Here is a 19,388-nt window from a genome sequence, read left to right on the forward strand (position 1 = left end):
CCATTAGGTTACATTCGGAACAGGCCGAACGTCGTCTCCGGGATCGGGGCGTTCAGGCTAGCGCTGATGGCCAGGCCAAGCACATCACGGGTCTGGGCCGGGTCGATGACGCCGTCGTCCCACAGGCGGGCGGTGGCGTAATAGGGATTGCCCTCGTCCTCGTACTTCTGACGGATCGGCGCCTTGAAGGCCTCGGCGTCGTCCGCGCTCCAGGTCTCGGCGTCGCGGTGCACGGTGGCCAGCACGCTGGCGGCCTGCTCGCCGCCCATGACCCCGATCCGGCTGTTAGGCCAGGTGAACAGGAAGCGCGGCGAATAGGCCCGGCCGCACATGCCATAGTTCCCCGCGCCGAAACTGCCGCCGATCAGGACAGTGAACTTGGGCACCTCGGCCGAGGCCACGGCCGTCACCAGCTTGGCGCCGTCCTTGGCGATGCCGCCCGCCTCATATTTGCCGCCGACCATGAAGCCCGAGATGTTCTGCAGGAACAGCAGCGGAATCTTGCGCTTGCAGGCCAGTTCGATGAAGTGCGCGCCCTTCTGGGCGCTCTCCGAAAAGATGACGCCGTTGTTGGCCAGGATGGCGACCGGATAGCCCCAGATGCGCGCAAACCCGCACACAAGGGTCGAGCCATATAGGCTCTTGAACTCGTCGAACTCCGACCCGTCCACCAGCCTGGCGATGACCTCGCGCACATCATAGGGGGCGCGGACGTCGTCCGGGATCAGGCCATACAGCTCCTCTGCGTCGAAGGCCGGCGCGCGCGGTTCGCGCACATCCATCTCGACGGCCTTGGTCGTGTTCAGATTGGCGACGATGGAGCGCACGATCTCCAGCGCGTGCTCATCGTTCTCGGCCACATGATCGACCACGCCCGAGCGACGACCGTGGGTCTCCGCCCCGCCCAGTTCCTCCGCCGAGATGACCTCGCCTGTCGCCGCCTTCACCAACGGCGGCCCGGCCAGGAAGATGGCGCCCTGGTTCCTGACGATGATCGTCTCGTCAGACATGGCCGGCACATACGCCCCGCCGGCGGTGGACAGACCCATGACGCAGGCGATTTGGGCGATGCCCTTGGCGCTCATCCGGGCCTGGTTGAAGAAGATGCGGCCGAAGTGGTCGCGGTCGGGAAACACCTCGGCCTGGTGCGGCAGATTGGCTCCGCCGCTATCGACCAGATAGACGCACGGCAGGCGGTTCTGCTCGGCGATTTCCTGGGCGCGCAGGTGCTTCTTGACCGTCATGGGGAAATAGGCGCCGCCCTTCACCGTCGGATCGTTGCAGACAATCATGACCTCGCGGCCCGAAACCCGGCCGATGCCGGCGATGACGCCGGCCGCCGGGGCCTCGCCGTCATACATGTCGTGCGCAGCCAGTTGCCCGATCTCCAGGAAGGGCGAGCCGGGATCCAGCAGGCGCTCGACGCGGTCGCGCGGCAACAGTTTGCCGCGAGCGACGTGACGCTCGCGGGACTTGTCAGACCCGCCGCGCGCGGCCTTGGCCACATGGTTGCGCAACTCGGCGACCAGGGCGCTGTTGTGCGCGTGCAGGGACTTGTATTTTTGGCTTTGCGGATCGACCGCGGACGTCAGCTTCGGCATGGGGCTGGTTTAGGCGGGGTCGAGGGGCGCCACAAGCGTCTGCCGCCATCCTTGCTTCCTCGCCCCTTTTCGCCTATAGGCCCCGCCTTTCCAGGGCTTCGGTCCTGTCGCGGAGCACCAAAGGGTTGGACGTTCGGTCCGGCCGCCGCGCCAGGAGCCATCGTGGAGACCGACTTACCCGGTCGTTTCCGCGCCGACGCCCACAAGGGAGACTACCGCATGGCTCTTTACGAGCACACGGTCATGACGCGCCAGGATATCTCGGCGCAACAGGCCGAAGCGCTAAATGACACCATCAAGGATCTGATCGTCGCCGGTGGCGGCTCGGTCGCAAAGATCGAATACTGGGGTCTGCGCAACCTGACCTACCGCGTGAAGAAGAACCGCAAGGCTCACTATTCGCTGCTGGCCGTCGACGCCCCTCCGGCCGCCATGGCCGAAGTCGAGCGTCAGCTGTCGATCAACGAAGACGTGCTGCGCTGGCTGACCGTCCGCGTCGAGGAACTCGACCTGGAACTGTCGCCGCTGCTGGCCCGCCGCGAGCGTGAACGCGAGCGTGAGCGCGAGCGCACCCCGCGCGACGACGCCGCCGCCGACGCCGAATAAGGAACCCGGAACATGACCGATACCACCGCCCCGACCCCGGGCGCACCGGCGGGCTCCGGCGCCGCCGGCCGCCGCCCCTTCTATCGTCGCCGCAAGGTCTGCCCGTTCTCGGGCGCCAATGCGCCGAAGATCGACTACAAGGACGTCAAGCTGCTGCAGCGTTACGTCTCCGAACGCGGCAAGATCGTGCCTTCGCGCATCACCGCCGTCTCCCAGAAGAAGCAGCGTGAACTGGCCAAGGCCATCAAGCGCGCTCGCTATCTGGCCCTCCTGCCTTACGTGGTGAAGTGAGATGAAGGTCGTTCTGCTTGAACGCGTCGAGAATCTCGGCGCCATCGGCGACGTCGTGTCCGTCAAGGACGGCTTCGCCCGTAACTTCCTTCTGCCGCGCGACAAGGCCCGCCGGGCCACCGCCGCCAACCTGAAGGCGTTCGAACTCGACCGCGCCGCCATCGAGCAGCGCAACGAGAAGAACAAGGCCGATGCACAGAAGGTCGCCGACAAGATCGACGGCCAAACCTACGTCATGATCCGTCAGGCCGGTGAAACCGGTCACCTGTACGGTTCGGTCGCCGGTCGCGACGTCGCCGAGGCCATCCAGGCCGAAGGCGGCAAGGTCGAGCGCTCGCAGGTCGTCCTGAACACGGCGATCAAGAGCCTGGGCGTCCACGAAGTGCCGGTTCGCCTGCACGCCGAGGTCCGCGCCACGGTCAAGATCAACATCGCCCGCTCGATGGACGAGGCCGAGCGCCAAGCCAAGGGCGAGGACGTGATCCGCAGCCAGTTCGACGATGAGCGCCAGGCCGCCGAGCAATCGGCCCAGGAACTGATCGAAGGCGGCGCCGGTCAACAAGAAGGCTTCGGCGACGAAGCCTGATCCGACCGGATCCCCAACGACATCAAGGGCGCGTCTCGCAAGGGACGCGCCCTTTTTGCTGCGCGTGAACGGCATCCACCGCACGGCCGATCGTCACCTTGACCTATGACAAGATTACAACAAACCCAGATCATTGATCTCTCAAATGGATGTCTAGACATTAAGCTTGCTTGACGTCGTCACATTGCGGTCACAGCCTGCAATTGAGGCCTGCGTTTCGATTATACGCGCAAGATTATTGCGCTTTTCGAGACGCCGACCGAGGGCGACGGCATGACGGCCTGCCGAGCGCCGACACAGAGGGCTGTCGTGCATCGTCGGGGACTATCAATGAAAATCGGATACGGTCGTCAGGCCCTATTGGCCTTTGCCTCCACCAGCGCGCTCTTCATCGCCTCATCGGCGTTCGCCCAGACAACCCCTCCGCCAAGTGAAGCCACCGATGTCGATGAGATCGTCGTCACCGGCACGCGCACCGTTGGGCGCAGCCGGCTCGACAGCGTCGCGCCCGTCGATGTCATCACCGGCGAAACTCTGGCGAAACAGGGCACTGGCACAGAGCTGGCCGCCGCCCTCGCCGCCACCGCCCCGTCCATCAACTTCCCTCGTCCCGCCATTTCCGACGGCTCCGATCACGTTCGTCCGGCAACCCTGCGCGGTCTTGCTCCTGACCAGACCCTTGTCCTGATCAGCGGTCAGCGCGGCCATGTCGGCGCCCTGGTGAACGTAAACGGCGCGCTTGGCCGTGGCTCGACCGCCTTCGACCTGAATACGATTCCGTCGATCAGCCTTGGCTCGGTCGAAGTCCTGCGTGACGGCGCTTCGGCGCAATATGGCGCCGACGCCATCGCCGGCGTCATCAATCTGCGTCTGCGCCAGGCGTCGAGCGGCGGCGGCATCACCGCCAACTACGGCATCTACGACACCGACTTCACGACCGCGCGCGGCGAGCACAGCCGCCGCGACGGCGAACAGACCTCGCTCGCCGGCTGGGTCGGCCTGCCCCTGTTTGGCGACGGCTTCCTGACCCTTTCGGGCGAAGTCCAGAAACGCCAGCCCACCAATCGCTCCGACTACGCGGCGACCACTGCGGTCAACGGAGGCAGTGCGACCACCGTCATTGGTCGCTTCGGCGATCCCTATACAGAAGCCTACACCGGCTATTTCAACGCCGGAAAACCGCTTGGCGGCGAATGGGAAGCCTATGCCTTCGGCGGCTATCAGAAGCGCAAGTCCGAGGCTGCGGCGACCGCCCGCGCCTTCAACAACTCAAACAACGTCACCGCCATCTATCCCAATGGCTTCCTGCCAATCATCGCCGCCGACATCGACGACTACAATATATACGGCGGCCTGAAAGGCCCCGCCGCCGGCTTCGACTGGGATATCTCGGTCGGGTACGGCCGAAACGAGTTGGACTATCGCGTCCTGAACTCCCTGAACGCCTCCTATGGCGCCGCGTCTCAGACCCAGTTCGACGCCGGCGGCCTCAGCTACGGTCAACTGACCATCGGCGTGGATGCGGTGAAACAGATCGAAGCGAACCTGTATGAACCGCTCAACGTCGCCTTCGGAGTCGAATACCGACGCGAGGACTTCAACGTCACTGCAGGCGAGCCGACATCCTACAACAAGGGCCCCGTCACGGCCGGCGGCGCCGGATCGCAGGGCTTCCCTGGCTTTGCGCCATCCAATGCGGTCGATGTCGATCGCAACAACATCAGCGCTTACATCGACCTGGAGGGCAAATTCTCCGAACAGTTCAGTGTCGGTCTGGCCGGGCGCTACGAGGACTATTCCGATTTCGGCGATCAGTTCACGGGCAAGATTTCGGGACGCTACGACTTCACCGAGGCCTTCGCCCTGCGTGGCGCCATTTCGACGGGCTTCAAATCGCCAGCCCTTCAGCAACAGTACTTCAGCTACATCGCCACCAACCTTGTCGCCACAGCGGGCGGCGTGGTGCTGCAGCAGAACGGCTCGTACCGGGTCGACGATCCTATCGCGATCGCCCTGGGCTCAAAGCCGCTGGAGCCCGAGACCTCGACCAACTACTCGCTCGGCGCGGTCTTCCGACATGAAGGCTTCGAACTGACGGTGGACACCTACCGCATCGATGTCGCTGACCGGATCATCTATTCCGAGACGCTCGGCGTGTCGCGGCCCAGCCAGACGGCGCAATCCACGGCTGCCATTCAGGCTCTGCTCGCTCCGTTCGGCGTGACCGGCGCGCGGTTCTTCCTGAACGGTGTGGACACCTCGACCAGCGGCGTCGATGTCGTGGCGCGCTATCGGACGCAGCAGGATTTCGGGCGGTTCGATTTCACACTGGCGGGCAACTTCAACTCCACCGAAGTGACCAAGACGCCAGCGGTTCCCAGCAACCTCGCCATTGCCCCGTCCGACGCCTTCCTCTTCGACCGCTCTTCCAAACTGTCGTTTGAGCAAGGCACGCCGGAACAGAAGATTGTCGCCAGCGTGGACTGGTCGCTGGGCGACTTCGGTGCGACCTTGAAGGGCACCAGCTACGACAGCGTTCTGGTCGCCAACAACAACGCCACCCTGGACTACGAAACGGGCGACGCGCTGCTGGTGGATCTGGAGGGCCGCTACACCCTACCGTTCGGCGTCTCGCTCGCTGTCGGCGTGAACAACCTGACCGACGAATATCCAACAGCCACGCCGACAAACATTAACGGCGCGACCGGTTCGGTGGGCTACCCGAGCTACTCGCCTTACGGCTTCAACGGCCGCTTCCTCTACGGCCGTCTGAGCTACAACTTCTAAGCCAACTGATATCCCACTCGAATGGGGCGTTCTTCGGAGCGCCCCATTTTGCGTGGCAATAGATTTCCTACTGACTGCCGCAACAAAACATGGCCGCCTGCGTCGATTGACCCGCCGCACCTTCGCCCTGATATGGCCATGACCGCCGGGACCTCCCCGACCTTGCGGTTGGAGAGGCCATGAAGATCACCCCCCGTTTTACGGCTACGCCGCCCGCCATCGCGCGATGTTGCGGCTGAGACCGCACGCCACACCCAATCCCAAGCCGATCATGAAAAGCCCGTCGCGGTTAGCGGCGGCGATGCGCGCTCGCGCCAAAAACAGACTTTAGGAAATCTCTCAATGCGCTCTCTTTCTCAACGAGCCGCCGCACCGGCCCTGCTCGCCACCGTCTCGACCTTCGCCCTGCTGACCGCCGCCCCGGCCTTTGCTCAAAGCGCCGAACCCGTCGCCGATGGGGCGGCGCAGGTGGACGATATCGTCGTGACCGGCACGCGGGTCCAGAACCGCTCGCGCCTCGACACCCTGGCGCCCGTCGATGTCGTGACGTCCGAGGCGTTGCAAACGCGCGGCACGACCGAATTCGCCACCGCCCTGGCCCAGGCCGTGCCCTCGCTGACCTTCCAGCGGCCGTCGGCCAACGATGGCTCGGACTCGATCCGCCCGATCACCTTGCGCGGCCTGTCGCCGGACCAGACGCTGGTGCTGGTCAACGGCACGCGTCGCCATGCCTCGGCCCTGGTCAACGTCAACGGCGTGGTGGGGCGCGGGTCGGCCGCCGTCGATCTGAACACCATTCCGACCGGCGCTCTGGACCGGGTTGAAGTGCTGCGTGACGGCGCCTCGGCCCAGTACGGCTCGGACGCCATCGCCGGGGTGGTGAACCTGCGCCTGAAGGAGGCCTCCAGCGGCGGCGGCGCCAGCGTGACCTACGGCCAGTATTTCACCACGGTGAAGACCGCGCGCGGTGAACGCGACGAGACCGACGGCGGCACCGTCACGGCCTCGGCCTGGCAAGGGTTCTCACTGGGCGACGACGGCTTTCTGACCCTGTCGGCGGAGTATCTGAATCGCGAGTCGACCAATCGCTCGGACTATGATCCCCGCGCGGCGGCGAACGGAGCGATCACCGCCCGGTTCGGCGACCCGGACGTTGAGCAATGGACCGTGTTCGCCAATGCCGGCAAGGGGCTGGGCAACGGCTGGGAGGCCTACGGCTGGGCCGGCTGTCAGGACCGCGACAGCGAAGGCGCCGCCTTCCCTCGCCTGTCCGACAACGTCAACAATGTCGCCTCGATCTACCCGAACGGCTTCCTGCCGAAGGTCGCCATCAATTTGAAAGACGCCTCGCTGGCCGGCGGCCTGCGCGGCGAACTGGCGGACTGGAACACAGACATCAGCCTGACCTATGGCCGCAATGCTCTGGACTTCCGCACCGAGGATTCGCTGAACTCCACCTACGGCGCGACTTCGCCGACCAGCTTCGATTCCGGCCGCCTGATCTATGACCAACTAGTGCTGGGCGCCGACTTCAGCCGTGAGTTCGAGGTCGGTCTGTCCGGCGGCCCACTGAATTTCGCCTGGGGCCTGGAGCAGCGCTGGGAAAACTACAAGATCGAGGCCGGCCAGCCCGAGAGCTACAACCGCGGCCCCTTGGGCGCCAACACGGCCCTTACCGGCGGCGCCCAGGGCTTCGTCGGCTTCCAGCCCTCGAACGCCGTCGATGTCGATCGCGACAACTTCGCCGCCTACGCCGATGTTGAAATTCCCCTGACCGACAAGCTGCGCTTCGAGGGCGCCGTGCGGTTCGAGGACTATTCCGACTTCGGCGACACCCAGACGGGCAAGCTGTCGGCCCGCTATGACTTCACCCCCAGCTTCGCCCTGCGCGGTTCGGTCTCGACCGCCTTCCGCGCGCCGTCTTTGCAGCAGTCCTTCTTCACCTCGACCGCCTCGGTGATCCAGAACGGCGCCGTGGTCGAAACCGGCACCTTCCCGGCTACCAGCACCGTCGCAGCGGCCCTTGGCGCGCGTCCGCTAAAGGCCGAGACCTCGACCAACTATTCGCTGGGGGCCGTGGTGCGACTGGGACGGTTCGACCTGACCGTCGACGCCTACAAGATCGACATCGATGATCAGATCGTTCTGTCGGAACTGATCAACCGGACATTTTCGGGCCAGGTCGCCGGCCTGCTGGATCCGCAAGGCGTCCAGGCCGCGCGCTTCTTCCTGAATGGGGTCTCGACCTCGACAGAAGGCGTGGACATCGTCGGACGGTATCGCCTGCCGACCGACACGCTCGGCGATTTCGACTTTACCGTCGCGGCCAACTTCAACGATGTGTCGGTCAACCGCGTGCCGACATCCTCCTCGGTACTGAACCCGGTGCCGACCCTGTTCGCCCGCCAACGCATCCTGACCATTGAGGACGGCACGCCCAACACCAAGGTCTCGGCGGCGGCGGACTGGAGCCGGGACAAGTGGGGCGCCACGGTGCGCGCCACCTACTATGGCGACGTGTTGCAACCCGGATCGACGGCGGCGAATGACTACAGCACCGGGGCCAAGACGGTCGTGGATCTGGAAGGCCGGTTCCAGCTGACCGAACGCGTGGGCGTGGCGATCGGCGTGGACAATGTGTTCGACGAATATCCGGACTTCGTGCCGGCGTCGCTGAACTCCAACGGCGTTCTGGGCTTCCCCTACTATTCGCCCTTCGGCTTCAACGGCCGCTACGGCTATGCGCGCCTCAGCCTGAAATGGTGAGGTCGGCCTGATTGCCAGCCAGCCAAGGGCGCTCCTCGGAGCGCCCTTTTCCTTGATTGCATTACGAAACCTTCAGCTTGACCGTTCCGCTTCGCCCCAGTTGCGACACATATCGCCGTTCAATCTAGGCGCAGCCAGAGGGGGCTTTGGAGGGGACCAGATGAAGACCAGATCGATCGCAGCCGGCGTCCTGGCGCTGTCGCTTTTCGCCGGCGCGGCCAACGCCATGACGGTTCAGGAATTCCTGACCACCGCCAACGCCATTCCTCAGAACCCCACCGCTCTCCTGCGCTCCGACACCCGCCGCCTGATGGCCGAGTTCCGGGGCGCCGTTCGCACCGTCCGCGCCGAACAGAGCCAGGCCAAGGCGGCCGGCCGTCAGCCTGAGACCTGCATGCCCGACAAGGTCAGCGTCTCGCCCAACGCCATCCTGAGCCGTTTCAACGCCATTCCGCAGAGCCGTCGCAACATCAGCGTGACCCAGGCCTTCCGCGAATGGATGGCTCACGACTATCCGTGCACCTGACCGCCGATGATCTGACCAAGTCGGGTATAGGCCGGTCAGTTGCGATATTCGCGGGCGGCAGTCTGCTGTTGATCTGCGGGATCGTCGGGCTTGGCCTATTGGCTCCGGGCGAAGGCGTTGTTCCGGACGAGATGAAGCGCATTTCCCCGTTCGTCCTGGCGACGATTGGGTTAGCCCTGATGGCTGTTGAAGCGGCCGTCTTTACGCTGCTTCGGGCCGAACTTTCTCGGCGCTTCTTCAAGTCAGTCTGGCCCGGCCTGGCGCTCGGTGGCGGCGCCTATATCGTCGGCGTCCATTGGGACAACGGCTGGCTGGGACTGGCGACATCCGCCTGGATCTGGATGGTCGTGACGACGGCCTATCTGCTGGATCGGCCGCGATCCCTCTTTCGCGCCAGCGTTCAAGCCGTCGGGCTGAAGTGGGTCTTCTGGAGCTTTGCGCTGACCAGTCTTGTGTCGGCCGCCTGACGCGCGCCGATTGAGGAATTCCGGTTCGTCCCCAAGGCGGGATGATCTGTCCACGGTCCAGGCGGCGTCCGCGTCTGACGCAGGGGCGTGAGAGGGTTAAAGCGTTAATCGATGAACGCCTTCGCACCCATGCCCTTCTCGTCGTCTCCGCTGGACTCCGGCGGCGTCACTTCGATGCCGCACAATCTGGAGGCCGAGCAGGCGCTGCTGGGCTCGCTGATGTTTGACAACGCCGTGTTCGAGCGGTTGAACGACCGGCTGCGCGGCTCGCACTTCTACGAACCTTTCCACCAGCGGCTGTTCGACGCGATCGAGGACCATATCCGCCAGGGGCTGCTGGCCGAGCCCACCATCCTGATGGAGCGGTTCAAGCAGGATCCGGCGTTCCAGGAATTCGGCGGCCTGCGCTATCTCGCTGACTTGGTGGACCGCGCGCCCCCGGCCGCCAATGCGCCAGACTATGCGCGCGTCGTCTATGACCTGGCGCTGCGCCGCGACCTGATCCGCATCGGCGGCGACATGATCAAGGAGGCGCCCAATCCGGAGACGCCCGCCGACGAGCAGATCGAACAGGCCGAACAGACCCTGTACTCGCTGGCCGAGACGGGCAAGCCTTCTTCCGGTTTCGTCAGCTTCTCCAACGCCTTGTCCGGCGCTGTTCAAATGGCGGCCGAAGCGTATCAGCGCGAGGGCAAGCTGGCCGGTCTGGCCACCGGCCTGAACGATCTGGACCGCAAGCTGGGCGGCCTGCACCCGTCCGACTTGCTGATCCTCGCCGGCCGTCCGTCGATGGGCAAGACTGCTCTGGCGACCAACATGGCCTTCAACGTGGCGCGCGCCTATCAGTGGGAGCCGACACCGGAGGGCCGCAAGACGGTCAACGGCGGCGTCGTCGCCTTCTATTCTTTGGAAATGAGCGCCGAACAGCTGGCGATGCGTATTCTCGCCGATGCGTCCGGCGTGTCGTCGGACAAGCTGCGCAAGGGCGAGATCGACGCCACCGACTTCGGCAAGCTGCGCGACGCGGCGGTCGAGATCGGCGAAAGCCCCCTCTACATCGACGCCACCGGCGGCCTGTCCATCTCCAAGCTGGCGGCCCGTGCGCGCCGTCTGAAGCGCATGGAACATGGGCTGGACCTGATCATCGTCGACTATCTGCAACTGGTCACGACCGGCAACAGCGGGGGCCAGAAGAACCGCGTGCAGGAGGTGTCGGAAATCACCGGCGGGCTGAAGGCCTTGGCCAAGGAGCTGTCGGTGCCGATCATCGCCCTGTCGCAGCTGTCGCGTCAGGTCGAGCAGCGCGACGACAAACGCCCGCAACTGTCTGACCTTCGCGAATCCGGCTCGATTGAGCAGGACGCCGACTGCGTGATGTTCGTCTATCGCGAGAGCTATTACCTGGGCCGCGCCGAACCCCGCGAGGGGACCGAGGAACACCTGCAATGGCAGCAGGACATGGACCGCCTGCAAGGCCAGGCCGAGGTCGTCATCGGCAAGCAGCGCCACGGCCCCATCGGCATCGTCAAACTGGCCTTCGACGCCGACACCGTCCGCTTCGGCAACCTGGCGCACGGCTATGAGGAAGTCAGCTACGAGTAGCCTCTTCCATCGGCGCGGTGTTGGCGCATAAGGACGCCATGACCGCATCGACCCCCGCCGTCCTCTCCGTCGATCTGAACGCCCTGGCGCGCAACTATCACACGCTGGAGGCCGTCAGCGGCCAGCCGGTGCATCCGGTGGTCAAGGCGGACGGCTATGGGCTGGGGGCGCAGGCGGTGGCGACCCGGCTGATGGCCGAGGGAGCGCGGACCTTCTTCGTGGCGCGGGCGGCCGAGGGGGTGCGGCTGCGCGCGGCCTTGGGCGCCGACGGCCCCGCCATCTATGTGCTCGACGGCTGTCACGGCGACGATGCGGCGATGCTGAAGGCGTCGGACCTGCGGCCCGTGCTGAACCATCCGGCGCAAATCCAGGCCTGGATGGCGGCGGGCGGCGGGACCTGCGGCCTGCAGATCGACACCGGCATGAACCGGTTGGGTATTCGGCCCGAGGACGCGCCCGAGGCGTTCGACGGCCTGGCCCTAGTCCTGACCCACCTCGCCTGCGCGGACGAACCGGCCAATCCGATGAACCGGCGCCAGCGTGACGCCTTTGCGGGCGTGCTGGACCGCTATCCGGGCGTGGTCCGGTCGTTCGCCAATTCCAGCGGCTGTTTCCTGGGCCCGGACTTCGCCTTTGACACCGTTCGGCCGGGCATCTGTCTTTACGGCGGTGGTCCAGAGGGGCGTCCCGATTCCCGGATTGCACCCGTGGCCACGCTGACGGCCGAAGTGCTTCAGGTTCGCGACGTGCCGGCGGGCGAGAGCGTCGGCTATTCCCGCGGCTACATCGCCGAACGCCCCATCAAGGTTGCGACCGTGGCGGCCGGCTATGCGGATGGATTGCTGAGATCCTATTCGCCAAAGGGCGCAGTCTGGATCGCCAACGAGACCCGGCCGCTGCTGGGTCGGGTCTCGATGGATGTCTGCGCGGTGGACATCACCGGCCTGGATGTCGCGGTCGGCGATCCGGTCGAACTGTTCGGCCCGAACCGCCTGTTGGACGACGCCGCGGCCGCTGCGGGGACCATCAGCTACGAGCTGCTGACCTCGCTCACACCCCGCGTGCCGCGCGTCTATTCTCAGTAGCCGGCGCCCATTCCGCCTAGCCCGGCCATGCCAACCGATGCGGCGACGAAGCTCATCGAAATGGCTCCGACGATCGCCGAGATGATGAAATACATCACGACGCCGGCGATCACCGTCACGATGAAATAGCCGACCTTCTTGTCTTCCGGCACCTTCATCAGGATCGGCAGGCCGACGAAAAGCAGATAGAAGCTGTAGAGGCCCAAGATGGCCAGGATGCCCAGCATCGGGATCAGGCCGAACACGCCCGCCAGCCAGGCGGCGGTCCAGGAATAGACGGCCAGCTTCATGGCCTGAAGCTTATTGGCCGTCCCGCCGAAGTTCGGCGCCAGCGCATTGATGATCAGTCCCAGCAGGAAGACCCCCAGCAAGGACATGCCGTAGCTGACGAGCGCCACGACGATCGCGCCCACGATCGACAGTTTCACGCCCATGATCGGCATCAACTGACCGCCGAGCAGCGAACAGACCGGGCCGATCGCCGCCAGGATCATCGCATAGCGGGTGAACAGGCTTTTGGTCGTGGCGAACTCGCCGTCGATCTTGAGCCATTCAGACTTGGGCTGCAGCAGTATGCCCTTGACCCGCGCGACCAGGGCCGGATCGACAGCGGGTTGGGAGTGGGTCGTCGGATCGGTCATGACAGGCCTCGGCGAGAGAAGATGGGCGGATGTTGACGTTGCGTCGCTTCAAGAAGCAAGGGTGTGCGACACATTCTCAATCCTTCAGTATGGCAAAGGTTGCGCCTGCGACCGAAACTGTCGTGAGCCGAGGCCATGTCCGACGCGACCTTTCGATCTGCTAAGGAAGCCCATGGCTCGCGATTCCGCCCTCTACGTCTGTCAGTCCTGCGGCTCGGTCCACAGCAAGTGGTCGGGCCAATGCGGCTCCTGCGGTCAGTGGAACACCTTGAGCGAGGAAAGCCGCTCGGCTCCGCCGGGTGCGATCAAGCCGTCGGCGGCGGCTTCGGCCCGCACGCGCGGCATTCACTTCGAAACGCTTCAGTCCGACGCGCCAGAGCCGCCGCGCATCACGACGGGCGTGGCCGAGTTCGACCGGGTCTGCGGCGGCGGCGTGGTGCCCGGCTCGGCCATCCTGCTCAGCGGCGATCCGGGCGTCGGCAAGTCGACCCTGCTGCTGGAGGTCGCGGCCAAGGCGGCGCTGCGGGGATCGCGCGTGGCCTATATCTCGGGCGAGGAAGCCGTCGAGCAGATCCGCGCCCGCGCCAAGCGGATGGGCCTGGCCGACGCGCCGGTCAATCTGGCGGCGGCGACGGCGCTGCGTGACATTCTGGGCACGCTGAAGCGCGAACAGTTCGACATCGTCATCGTCGATTCGATCCAGACTCTGTGGTCCGACGTGCACGAGAGCGGCCCCGGCTCGATCACCCAGGTCCGGGCCTGCGCCGGCGAGATGGTGCGTCTGGCCAAGTCGCAGGGCGTCGCGGTGGTCCTGGTCGGCCACGTCACCAAGGACGGCCAGGTCGCCGGTCCCCGCGTCGTCGAACACCTGGTCGACGCCGTCATGACCTTCGAGGGCGAGCGCGGCTATCCGTTCCGCATCCTGCGCGCCGGCAAGAACCGCTTCGGCGCCACCGACGAGATCGGCGTGTTCGAAATGGGCGACGCCGGTCTGCGCGAGGTCGCCAATCCCTCCGCTCTGTTCCTCGGCGAGGGCAAGGAGCGCGCGCCGGGCGCCGCCGTCTTCGCCGGGATCGAAGGCTCGCGCCCCGTCCTGGTCGAGATGCAGGCCCTGGTGTCCAAGTCCGCCTACGGCACCCCGCGCCGCGCCGTGATCGGCTGGGAGACGGGACGTCTGGCGATGGTGCTGGCCGTGCTGGAGGCTCGCTGCGGCTTCGGCTTTGGCGATCAGGACGTCTATCTGAATGTCGCCGGGGGCCTACGCATCAATGAACCGGCGGCCGACCTCGCGGCGGCGGCGGCGCTGATCAGCTCGGCGACCGGCGTGTCCCTGCCCCAGGGCTGCGTCGTCTTCGGCGAAATCGGCCTGTCGGGCGAGGTCCGCAGCGTCGGCCGCGCCGAGGCCCGTCTGCGCGAAGCGCAAAAACTGGGCTTCGATCAGGTTCTGAGCCCGACTTTGACCGCCAAAACCAAAGGGGTGAAGGTGACATCCGTCACGCGCCTGACGGATGTGGTCGAACGAATCTCGCAGAACCGCTATTAGACCCTGGTAGCAACCGCAGGATCCCCCACGCGTGACCGGATACGACGTCTTCGCCATCGTGGTGATCCTGTTTTCCGTCGCCGCCGGCTGGGTGCGCGGCGGGGTGCGCGAGGTCATCACCCTGCTCAGCGCGACCCTGGCGGCCCTGGTCGCCCTGATCGCCCTGCCCTGGACCGCCGGCGTCACGCGCGCCTTCGTCGATCCCGAATGGGCCGGGTCGATCCTGGCCGCCGTCCTGACCTTCTTCGTCGTCTATTTCGGCCTGCGCCTGGTCGGGTCGATGATGTCCAAGAGCGCCAAGGACCATCCGCACCTCGGCGTCATCGACCGCATCTTCGGCCTGTTCATCGGCGGCGTTCGCGCCCTGGTCCTGATCGGCGCGGTGCATCTGGTCATCGTCGCAGCCCTGCCGGGCGAGCGCACGCCGCTCTGGCTCGGAAAGGCGGCCCTCTATCCGGTCAGCGCCATGGGCGCGCGGATGATCCAGATCGTCCTGCCCAGCATCGGACGCGGCGCCGACGCCATCACGCCGGTCGTGGATTCGTCCGTACGGCGGGGGTTTTCGGACGACGAAGCCTTGCCCCCGACGCAATCAGAGCCTAACTCGCGCCGCGAAGCCGCCCCTTAAGTTTCCCCGGTCATCGGAGCCCCACGATGCGCCACCATATCGCCGATCCCGTCGTTCACCGCGAGCACTGGCGCGAGCCGGAGGATGACCAGCTCCGTCTGGAATGCGGCGTCTGCGGCGTCTGGGGCGCGGACGAGGACGAAGGCTCTTCCGTCGTCGCCCTGGGTCTTCACGCTCTTCAGCATCGCGGCCAGGAAGCCTGCGGCATCGCCAGCGTCAAGGACGAGCGCTTCTACACCGAACGGCACCAAGGCCTGGTGGGCGAGGCCTTCGGCGGCGCCGACCTGATGACGCGAATGCCCGGCCGCGCGGCCGTGGGCCACACCCGCTACTCTACCGCCGGCGGCAGCTTCCTGCGCAACATCCAGCCGATGTTCGCCGATCTGGACCAGGGCGGCATCGCCATCGCCCACAACGGCAACCTGACCAACTTCAAATTCCTGCACGCCCAGTTGGTTAGCGAAGGCGCCATCTTCCAGTCGACCTCGGATTCCGAAGTCATCCTCCACCTGATCGCGCGCAGCCGCAAAGCCAAGATCGTCGATCGCTTCACCGACGCCCTGGCCCGGATTGAGGGAGGCTACGCCCTGGTGGCCCAGACCCGCACCAAGATGATCGGCGCGCGCGACCCGCTGGGCATCCGCCCGCTGGTGCTGGGCCAGTTGGGCGACGGCTGGGTTCTGGCGTCCGAGACCTGCGCCCTGGACATGATGGGCGCCACCTTCGTACGTGACGTCGAACACGGCGAGATCGTCGTCATCGACGACAGCGGCCTGCGCTCGCTCAAGCCCTTCCCCGCCCGCGCGGCGCGTCCCTGCCTGTTCGAATATGTCTATTTCTCACGCCCGGATTCGGTCGTGAACGGCCGCTCCGTCTATGAGGTCCGCAAGGAAATGGGTCGCGGCCTCGCCCGCGAACTGGGCGTCGAGGCCGACATCGTCGTGCCTGTGCCCGATTCCGGCGTACCCGCCGCCCTCGGCTACGCCCAGGAAAGCGGCATTCCCTACGAAATGGGCATCATCCGCAGCCACTATCTGGGCCGCACCTTCATCCAGCCCAGCCAAGGCGCCCGTCAAAAGGGCGTGCGCATGAAGCACAGCCCCAACAAGTCGGCTCTCGCCGGCAAGCGCGTCGTGCTGATCGACGATTCCATCGTGCGCGGCACCACCTCGCTGAAACTGGTCCGCGCCGTCCGCGCCGCTGGTGCGACCGAGGTCCACCTGCGCTCGGCCAGCCCGCAAATCCTGTTCCCCGACTTCTATGGCATCGACATGCCCGAGCGCGCCCAACTGCTGGCCGCCAACAAGACCCTGGAAGAGATGCGCGACATGCTGGAAGTCGATTCGCTCGGCTTCCTGTCCATCGACGGCCTGTATCGCGCGATGGGAGAGACCGGCCGCAACGCCGCCGCCCCGCAGTTCACCGACCACTATTTCACCGGCGACTACCCCACCCGCCTCTTGGATCGCGAGATCGAGGAAGGCGGACGCGAGTTCGGCGCCAAACAGCTGTCCTTGCTGGTCAGCGCCTAGGGCGAAACCGGAGTGCGGGCCTTGGCTTGAGGGTCAAGGCCGCGCTATCAGCGGCCATGTCCGAACTTCCCCTGAACGACCGTATCGCCCTCGTCGTCGGCGCCTCGCGCGGCATCGGTTATGAGAGCGCCCTGGCCCTGGCCAAGGCCGGCGCCCACGTCATTGCGACGGCGCGCACCCAGGGCGGTCTGGAAGAGCTTGACGACGCCATCTTCGCCGCCACCGGCCGCCATGCGACCCTGATTCCGTTCGATCTGGTGGACGGCGGGGCCATCGACCGGCTCGGCGGCGCCATCTTCGAACGGTTCAAGAAGCTGGACATCTGGGTCCACTGCGCCGCCACCATGGGCCCTTCGGGCCTGACGCCGGTGTCGCACGCCGACCCGCGCGAGTTCGCCAAAGTCGAAAAGACCAACTTCACCGCCGTCTATCGCCTGATCCGCTCGCTGGAGCCGCTGCTGCGCGCGTCGGACGCCGGCCGCGCCATCCATTTCACCACCAGCGTCGCCAGCGCGCCCAAGGCCTTCTGGGGCATGTACGCCGCGACCAAGGCCGGCGCCGAGGCCTTGGTGAAGGCCTGGGCCGACGAGATCGAGAGCACGCCCGTCCGCGTCAGCATCGTCGATCCCGGCCGCATGCGCACCGCCATGCGCGCCCAGGCCTATCCAGGCGAAGACCCCTCCGTCCTGCCCCACCCGTCCGAGATCGGCCCCTTGGTGGTCGATCTGGCCCGCCCCGACGCCACGCCCCCGCTGACGATCCGCTTCCGCGATTGGGCCGCCGGACCGACGACGGAAGCGCTGGTCTAGGCTGGGATCAGCCCCAGGCGCCGCCTAGCCTTGGCTCTTCGCGGAAGGTGAAGTCGCCGTCGGTTGAGGCTGAAAGATCGCGCCAGGCCTCCAGTTCGGCCCTCAGGCTGTCCGCCTTCATCTCGACCACGCCGATGGCGTCCGTGCCCGCTGACCATCGCACCGGCGGGTTTTCCGCATTCGCCAAGACGACCAGGGCCTGACCCAATTTCGCAGGATCGCCCGCCTGATTATGGCTGCGCGCGTCGTAGAAGGCGCGGATGGCGCGCGATGCTTCGGCATAGTCGGCGATGGAATTATCGCCGTATCGGATCGACGAGGCGTCGAGGAAGTCGGTGCGGAAGAAGCCCGGCTCGACGATGGTCAGATTTACGCCGAACGGACGCACCTCTTGCGCGACGGACTCGCTGAAGCCTTCGACCGCAAACTTGGACGCGCAATAGATCGCGCCGCTCTCACCGCCCATCAGACCGCCGATGGACGAGATGTTGAAGACATGGCCCGACCTCTGCGCGCGCATGATCGGCAGCACCGCGCGCGTCATGTCGAACAGACCGAAGACATTGGTGTCGAACTGGGTGCGCGCATCCTGTGCGCGGGTCTCCTCGAAAATGCCGAGGTGGCCATAGCCGGCGTTGTTCACCAGAACGTCGATGCGGCCGAAGCGCGCCATGACGGCCTCGACGGCAGCGGCGATGGCAGTCGTGTCGGTGACGTCCAGGGTCAAGCTCAGCACCGTGTCGCTATCCGGTCCGAAGGCCTTGATCAGGGCGTCGCAGTTTCGACCTGCGACGACAACGCGGTCGCCCGCGTCCAGCGCCGCGCGGGCGATCCCGGCGCCCAGACCACGCGCCGCACCGGTGATGAGCCAGGTCTTTTGTGGGGTTGTTGTCATGGGAAATCTCCTCTGCCTGACCGGACGCAGAAGACGCGGTTTCAGGTCGACGACGTTAGGGCAATCCGGGCGAAGGCTTGCACGATCCTGTCAAACCGCTCTCGCCCGCTTGCGAATAGCCGGTGACCGGCGCTGAATGCCGCCATGAGCCTCTTGCCCGAAATGAGCGACATCGTTGCGCGCCACGCGCCACCTGATCTATCGCGATCGGCTGTGCCGCGGCTGCGTCTGTATAGCAGCAACGCACAGACCCGGCTGGTCCCCGTCGCCTATGATCCCATGCTGTGCCTGGTGGTGTGTGGCGCCAAACAGACGATCCTGGGCGAGACCGTCTATTCCTATCAGGCCGGCGATTGCTTGGTGGTATCGGCCGAACTGCCGGTGTGTGGCAGCATCATCGAGACGCCGTATCGCGCCCTCAGCTTCGACCTCGACCCCGCCACCATCGCCGGACTGATGCTGGAGATCGACGTCCCCGCCCCCTCGGATCAGCCGCCGCCGACCGGCATCCATGTAACACCGCTGGAGGACGAACTGTTGGAGCCCATGGCGCGCCTGCTGCGCCTTCTGGACCGGCCCGAGGAAATCGCCGTCATGACGCCGATGATCGAACGCGAGTTGATCTGGCGCCTGCTCCACAGCCGGCACGCCGCGACCGTGCGCCAGATCGGCTCGGCCGAAAGCCGCCTGTCAGGCGTCAGTCGCGCCATCAACTGGCTCCGCGCTCACTACGCCGAACCGGTCAGCCTAGAGACTCTGGCGGACATGGCGGGCATGAGCCTGTCGACGTTCCACCGACATTTCCGCACCGTGACGACCATGAGCCCCTTGCAGTTCCATAAGCAGTTGCGGCTGCGCGAAGCCCGCGCCCGGCTGTTGACGGGCGTCGAGGGCGCAGCCGAGACCGGCTTCGCCGTCGGCTATGACAGCCCGTCCCAGTTCAGTCGCGAATACGCCCGTAAGTTCGGCCTTCCGCCCGGCCGCGACGCGGTCCGCATGCGTCAAAGCCTGATGATGGGCTGA

Annotated in this window: 17 protein-coding genes; 14 read left to right on the plus strand and 3 right to left on the minus strand. The window is 65.8% G+C overall.

Annotated features, from left to right (window positions below):
- Positions 1–8: 8 nt before the first annotated feature.
- Positions 9–1,601, minus strand: a complete 1,593-nt coding sequence (locus tag E4341_RS10840) for a carboxyl transferase domain-containing protein (RefSeq protein ID WP_165117213.1) — start codon at positions 1,599–1,601, stop codon at positions 9–11.
- A 219-nt stretch (positions 1,602–1,820) separates the two neighbouring features.
- On the opposite strand from E4341_RS10840, the gene rpsF reads away from it, so the two are divergent.
- The 9 genes from rpsF to alr all read left to right on the plus strand — a co-directional run bounded on the left by rpsF (position 1,821) and on the right by alr (position 12,317).
- On the plus strand, positions 1,821–2,207 hold the full coding sequence (gene rpsF, locus E4341_RS10845; RefSeq protein WP_026108635.1) for a 30S ribosomal protein S6: 387 nt from the start codon (positions 1,821–1,823) through the stop codon (positions 2,205–2,207).
- Positions 2,208–2,219: 12 nt separating this feature from the next.
- Positions 2,220–2,498 (plus strand): 30S ribosomal protein S18, encoded by a 279-nt coding sequence (gene rpsR / locus E4341_RS10850; RefSeq protein WP_008259463.1) that lies wholly within the window; start codon positions 2,220–2,222, stop codon positions 2,496–2,498.
- Position 2,499: 1 nt separating this feature from the next.
- Positions 2,500–3,084, plus strand: a complete 585-nt coding sequence (rplI, locus tag E4341_RS10855; protein ID WP_055754943.1) for a 50S ribosomal protein L9 — start codon at positions 2,500–2,502, stop codon at positions 3,082–3,084.
- Between the two features lie 330 nt (positions 3,085–3,414).
- On the plus strand, positions 3,415–5,871 hold the full coding sequence (locus tag E4341_RS10860; RefSeq protein WP_165117215.1) for a TonB-dependent siderophore receptor: 2,457 nt from the start codon (positions 3,415–3,417) through the stop codon (positions 5,869–5,871).
- Between the two features lie 342 nt (positions 5,872–6,213).
- Entirely contained in the window at positions 6,214–8,637 is a 2,424-nt protein-coding gene (locus tag E4341_RS10865) for a TonB-dependent siderophore receptor (protein WP_165117217.1), read from the plus strand.
- A gap of 160 nt (positions 8,638–8,797) precedes the next feature.
- Positions 8,798–9,163 carry a hypothetical protein gene (locus E4341_RS10870; RefSeq protein WP_165117219.1) on the plus strand — a complete coding sequence of 122 codons (366 nt, stop codon included), beginning with the start codon at positions 8,798–8,800 and terminating at the stop codon, positions 9,161–9,163.
- Positions 9,154–9,630 (plus strand): hypothetical protein, encoded by a 477-nt coding sequence (locus E4341_RS10875; RefSeq protein ID WP_165117221.1) that lies wholly within the window; start codon positions 9,154–9,156, stop codon positions 9,628–9,630. The genes E4341_RS10870 and E4341_RS10875 overlap by 10 nt, the downstream gene beginning before the upstream one ends.
- 111 nt (positions 9,631–9,741) lie before the next feature.
- Positions 9,742–11,232 (plus strand): replicative DNA helicase, encoded by a 1,491-nt coding sequence (locus tag E4341_RS10880; protein WP_066551169.1) that lies wholly within the window; start codon positions 9,742–9,744, stop codon positions 11,230–11,232.
- Positions 11,233–11,270: 38 nt separating this feature from the next.
- Complete coding sequence (alr, locus tag E4341_RS10885; protein ID WP_165117223.1) at positions 11,271–12,317, plus strand: alanine racemase; 1,047 nt, start codon at positions 11,271–11,273, stop codon at positions 12,315–12,317.
- Here the strand turns inward: alr and E4341_RS10890 are convergent.
- Positions 12,311–12,958, minus strand: coding sequence for a Yip1 family protein (locus E4341_RS10890; protein ID WP_165117225.1), 648 nt, complete (start codon positions 12,956–12,958; stop codon positions 12,311–12,313). The genes alr and E4341_RS10890 overlap by 7 nt on opposite strands.
- A gap of 172 nt (positions 12,959–13,130) precedes the next feature.
- Here E4341_RS10890 and radA point away from each other — a divergent pair, with 172 nt between their 5' ends.
- The 4 genes from radA to E4341_RS10910 are packed head-to-tail and all read left to right on the plus strand — an operon-like array spanning position 13,131 to position 17,470.
- On the plus strand, positions 13,131–14,501 hold the full coding sequence (radA, locus tag E4341_RS10895; RefSeq protein ID WP_165117227.1) for a DNA repair protein RadA: 1,371 nt from the start codon (positions 13,131–13,133) through the stop codon (positions 14,499–14,501).
- A gap of 31 nt (positions 14,502–14,532) precedes the next feature.
- The gene (locus E4341_RS10900; protein WP_165117229.1) at positions 14,533–15,129 is read left to right on the plus strand and encodes a CvpA family protein; all 597 of its coding nucleotides are present in this window, start codon (positions 14,533–14,535) and stop codon (positions 15,127–15,129) included.
- Positions 15,130–15,155: 26 nt separating this feature from the next.
- Positions 15,156–16,661, plus strand: coding sequence for an amidophosphoribosyltransferase (gene purF / locus E4341_RS10905; RefSeq protein WP_045810557.1), 1,506 nt, complete (start codon positions 15,156–15,158; stop codon positions 16,659–16,661).
- A 56-nt stretch (positions 16,662–16,717) separates the two neighbouring features.
- Entirely contained in the window at positions 16,718–17,470 is a 753-nt protein-coding gene (locus tag E4341_RS10910) for an SDR family NAD(P)-dependent oxidoreductase (protein WP_165117231.1), read from the plus strand.
- A gap of 7 nt (positions 17,471–17,477) precedes the next feature.
- Here the strand turns inward: E4341_RS10910 and E4341_RS10915 are convergent, their stop codons facing one another.
- On the minus strand, positions 17,478–18,365 hold the full coding sequence (locus E4341_RS10915; protein ID WP_165117233.1) for an oxidoreductase: 888 nt from the start codon (positions 18,363–18,365) through the stop codon (positions 17,478–17,480).
- 144 nt (positions 18,366–18,509) lie between these two features.
- On the opposite strand from E4341_RS10915, the gene E4341_RS10920 reads away from it, so the two are divergent.
- On the plus strand, positions 18,510–19,388 hold the full coding sequence (locus tag E4341_RS10920) for an AraC family transcriptional regulator (protein WP_205751277.1): 879 nt from the start codon (positions 18,510–18,512) through the stop codon (positions 19,386–19,388).

The organism is Brevundimonas sp. 'scallop' (assembly GCF_011045535.1).
Classification (GTDB): Bacteria; Pseudomonadota; Alphaproteobacteria; order Caulobacterales; family Caulobacteraceae; genus Brevundimonas; species Brevundimonas vesicularis.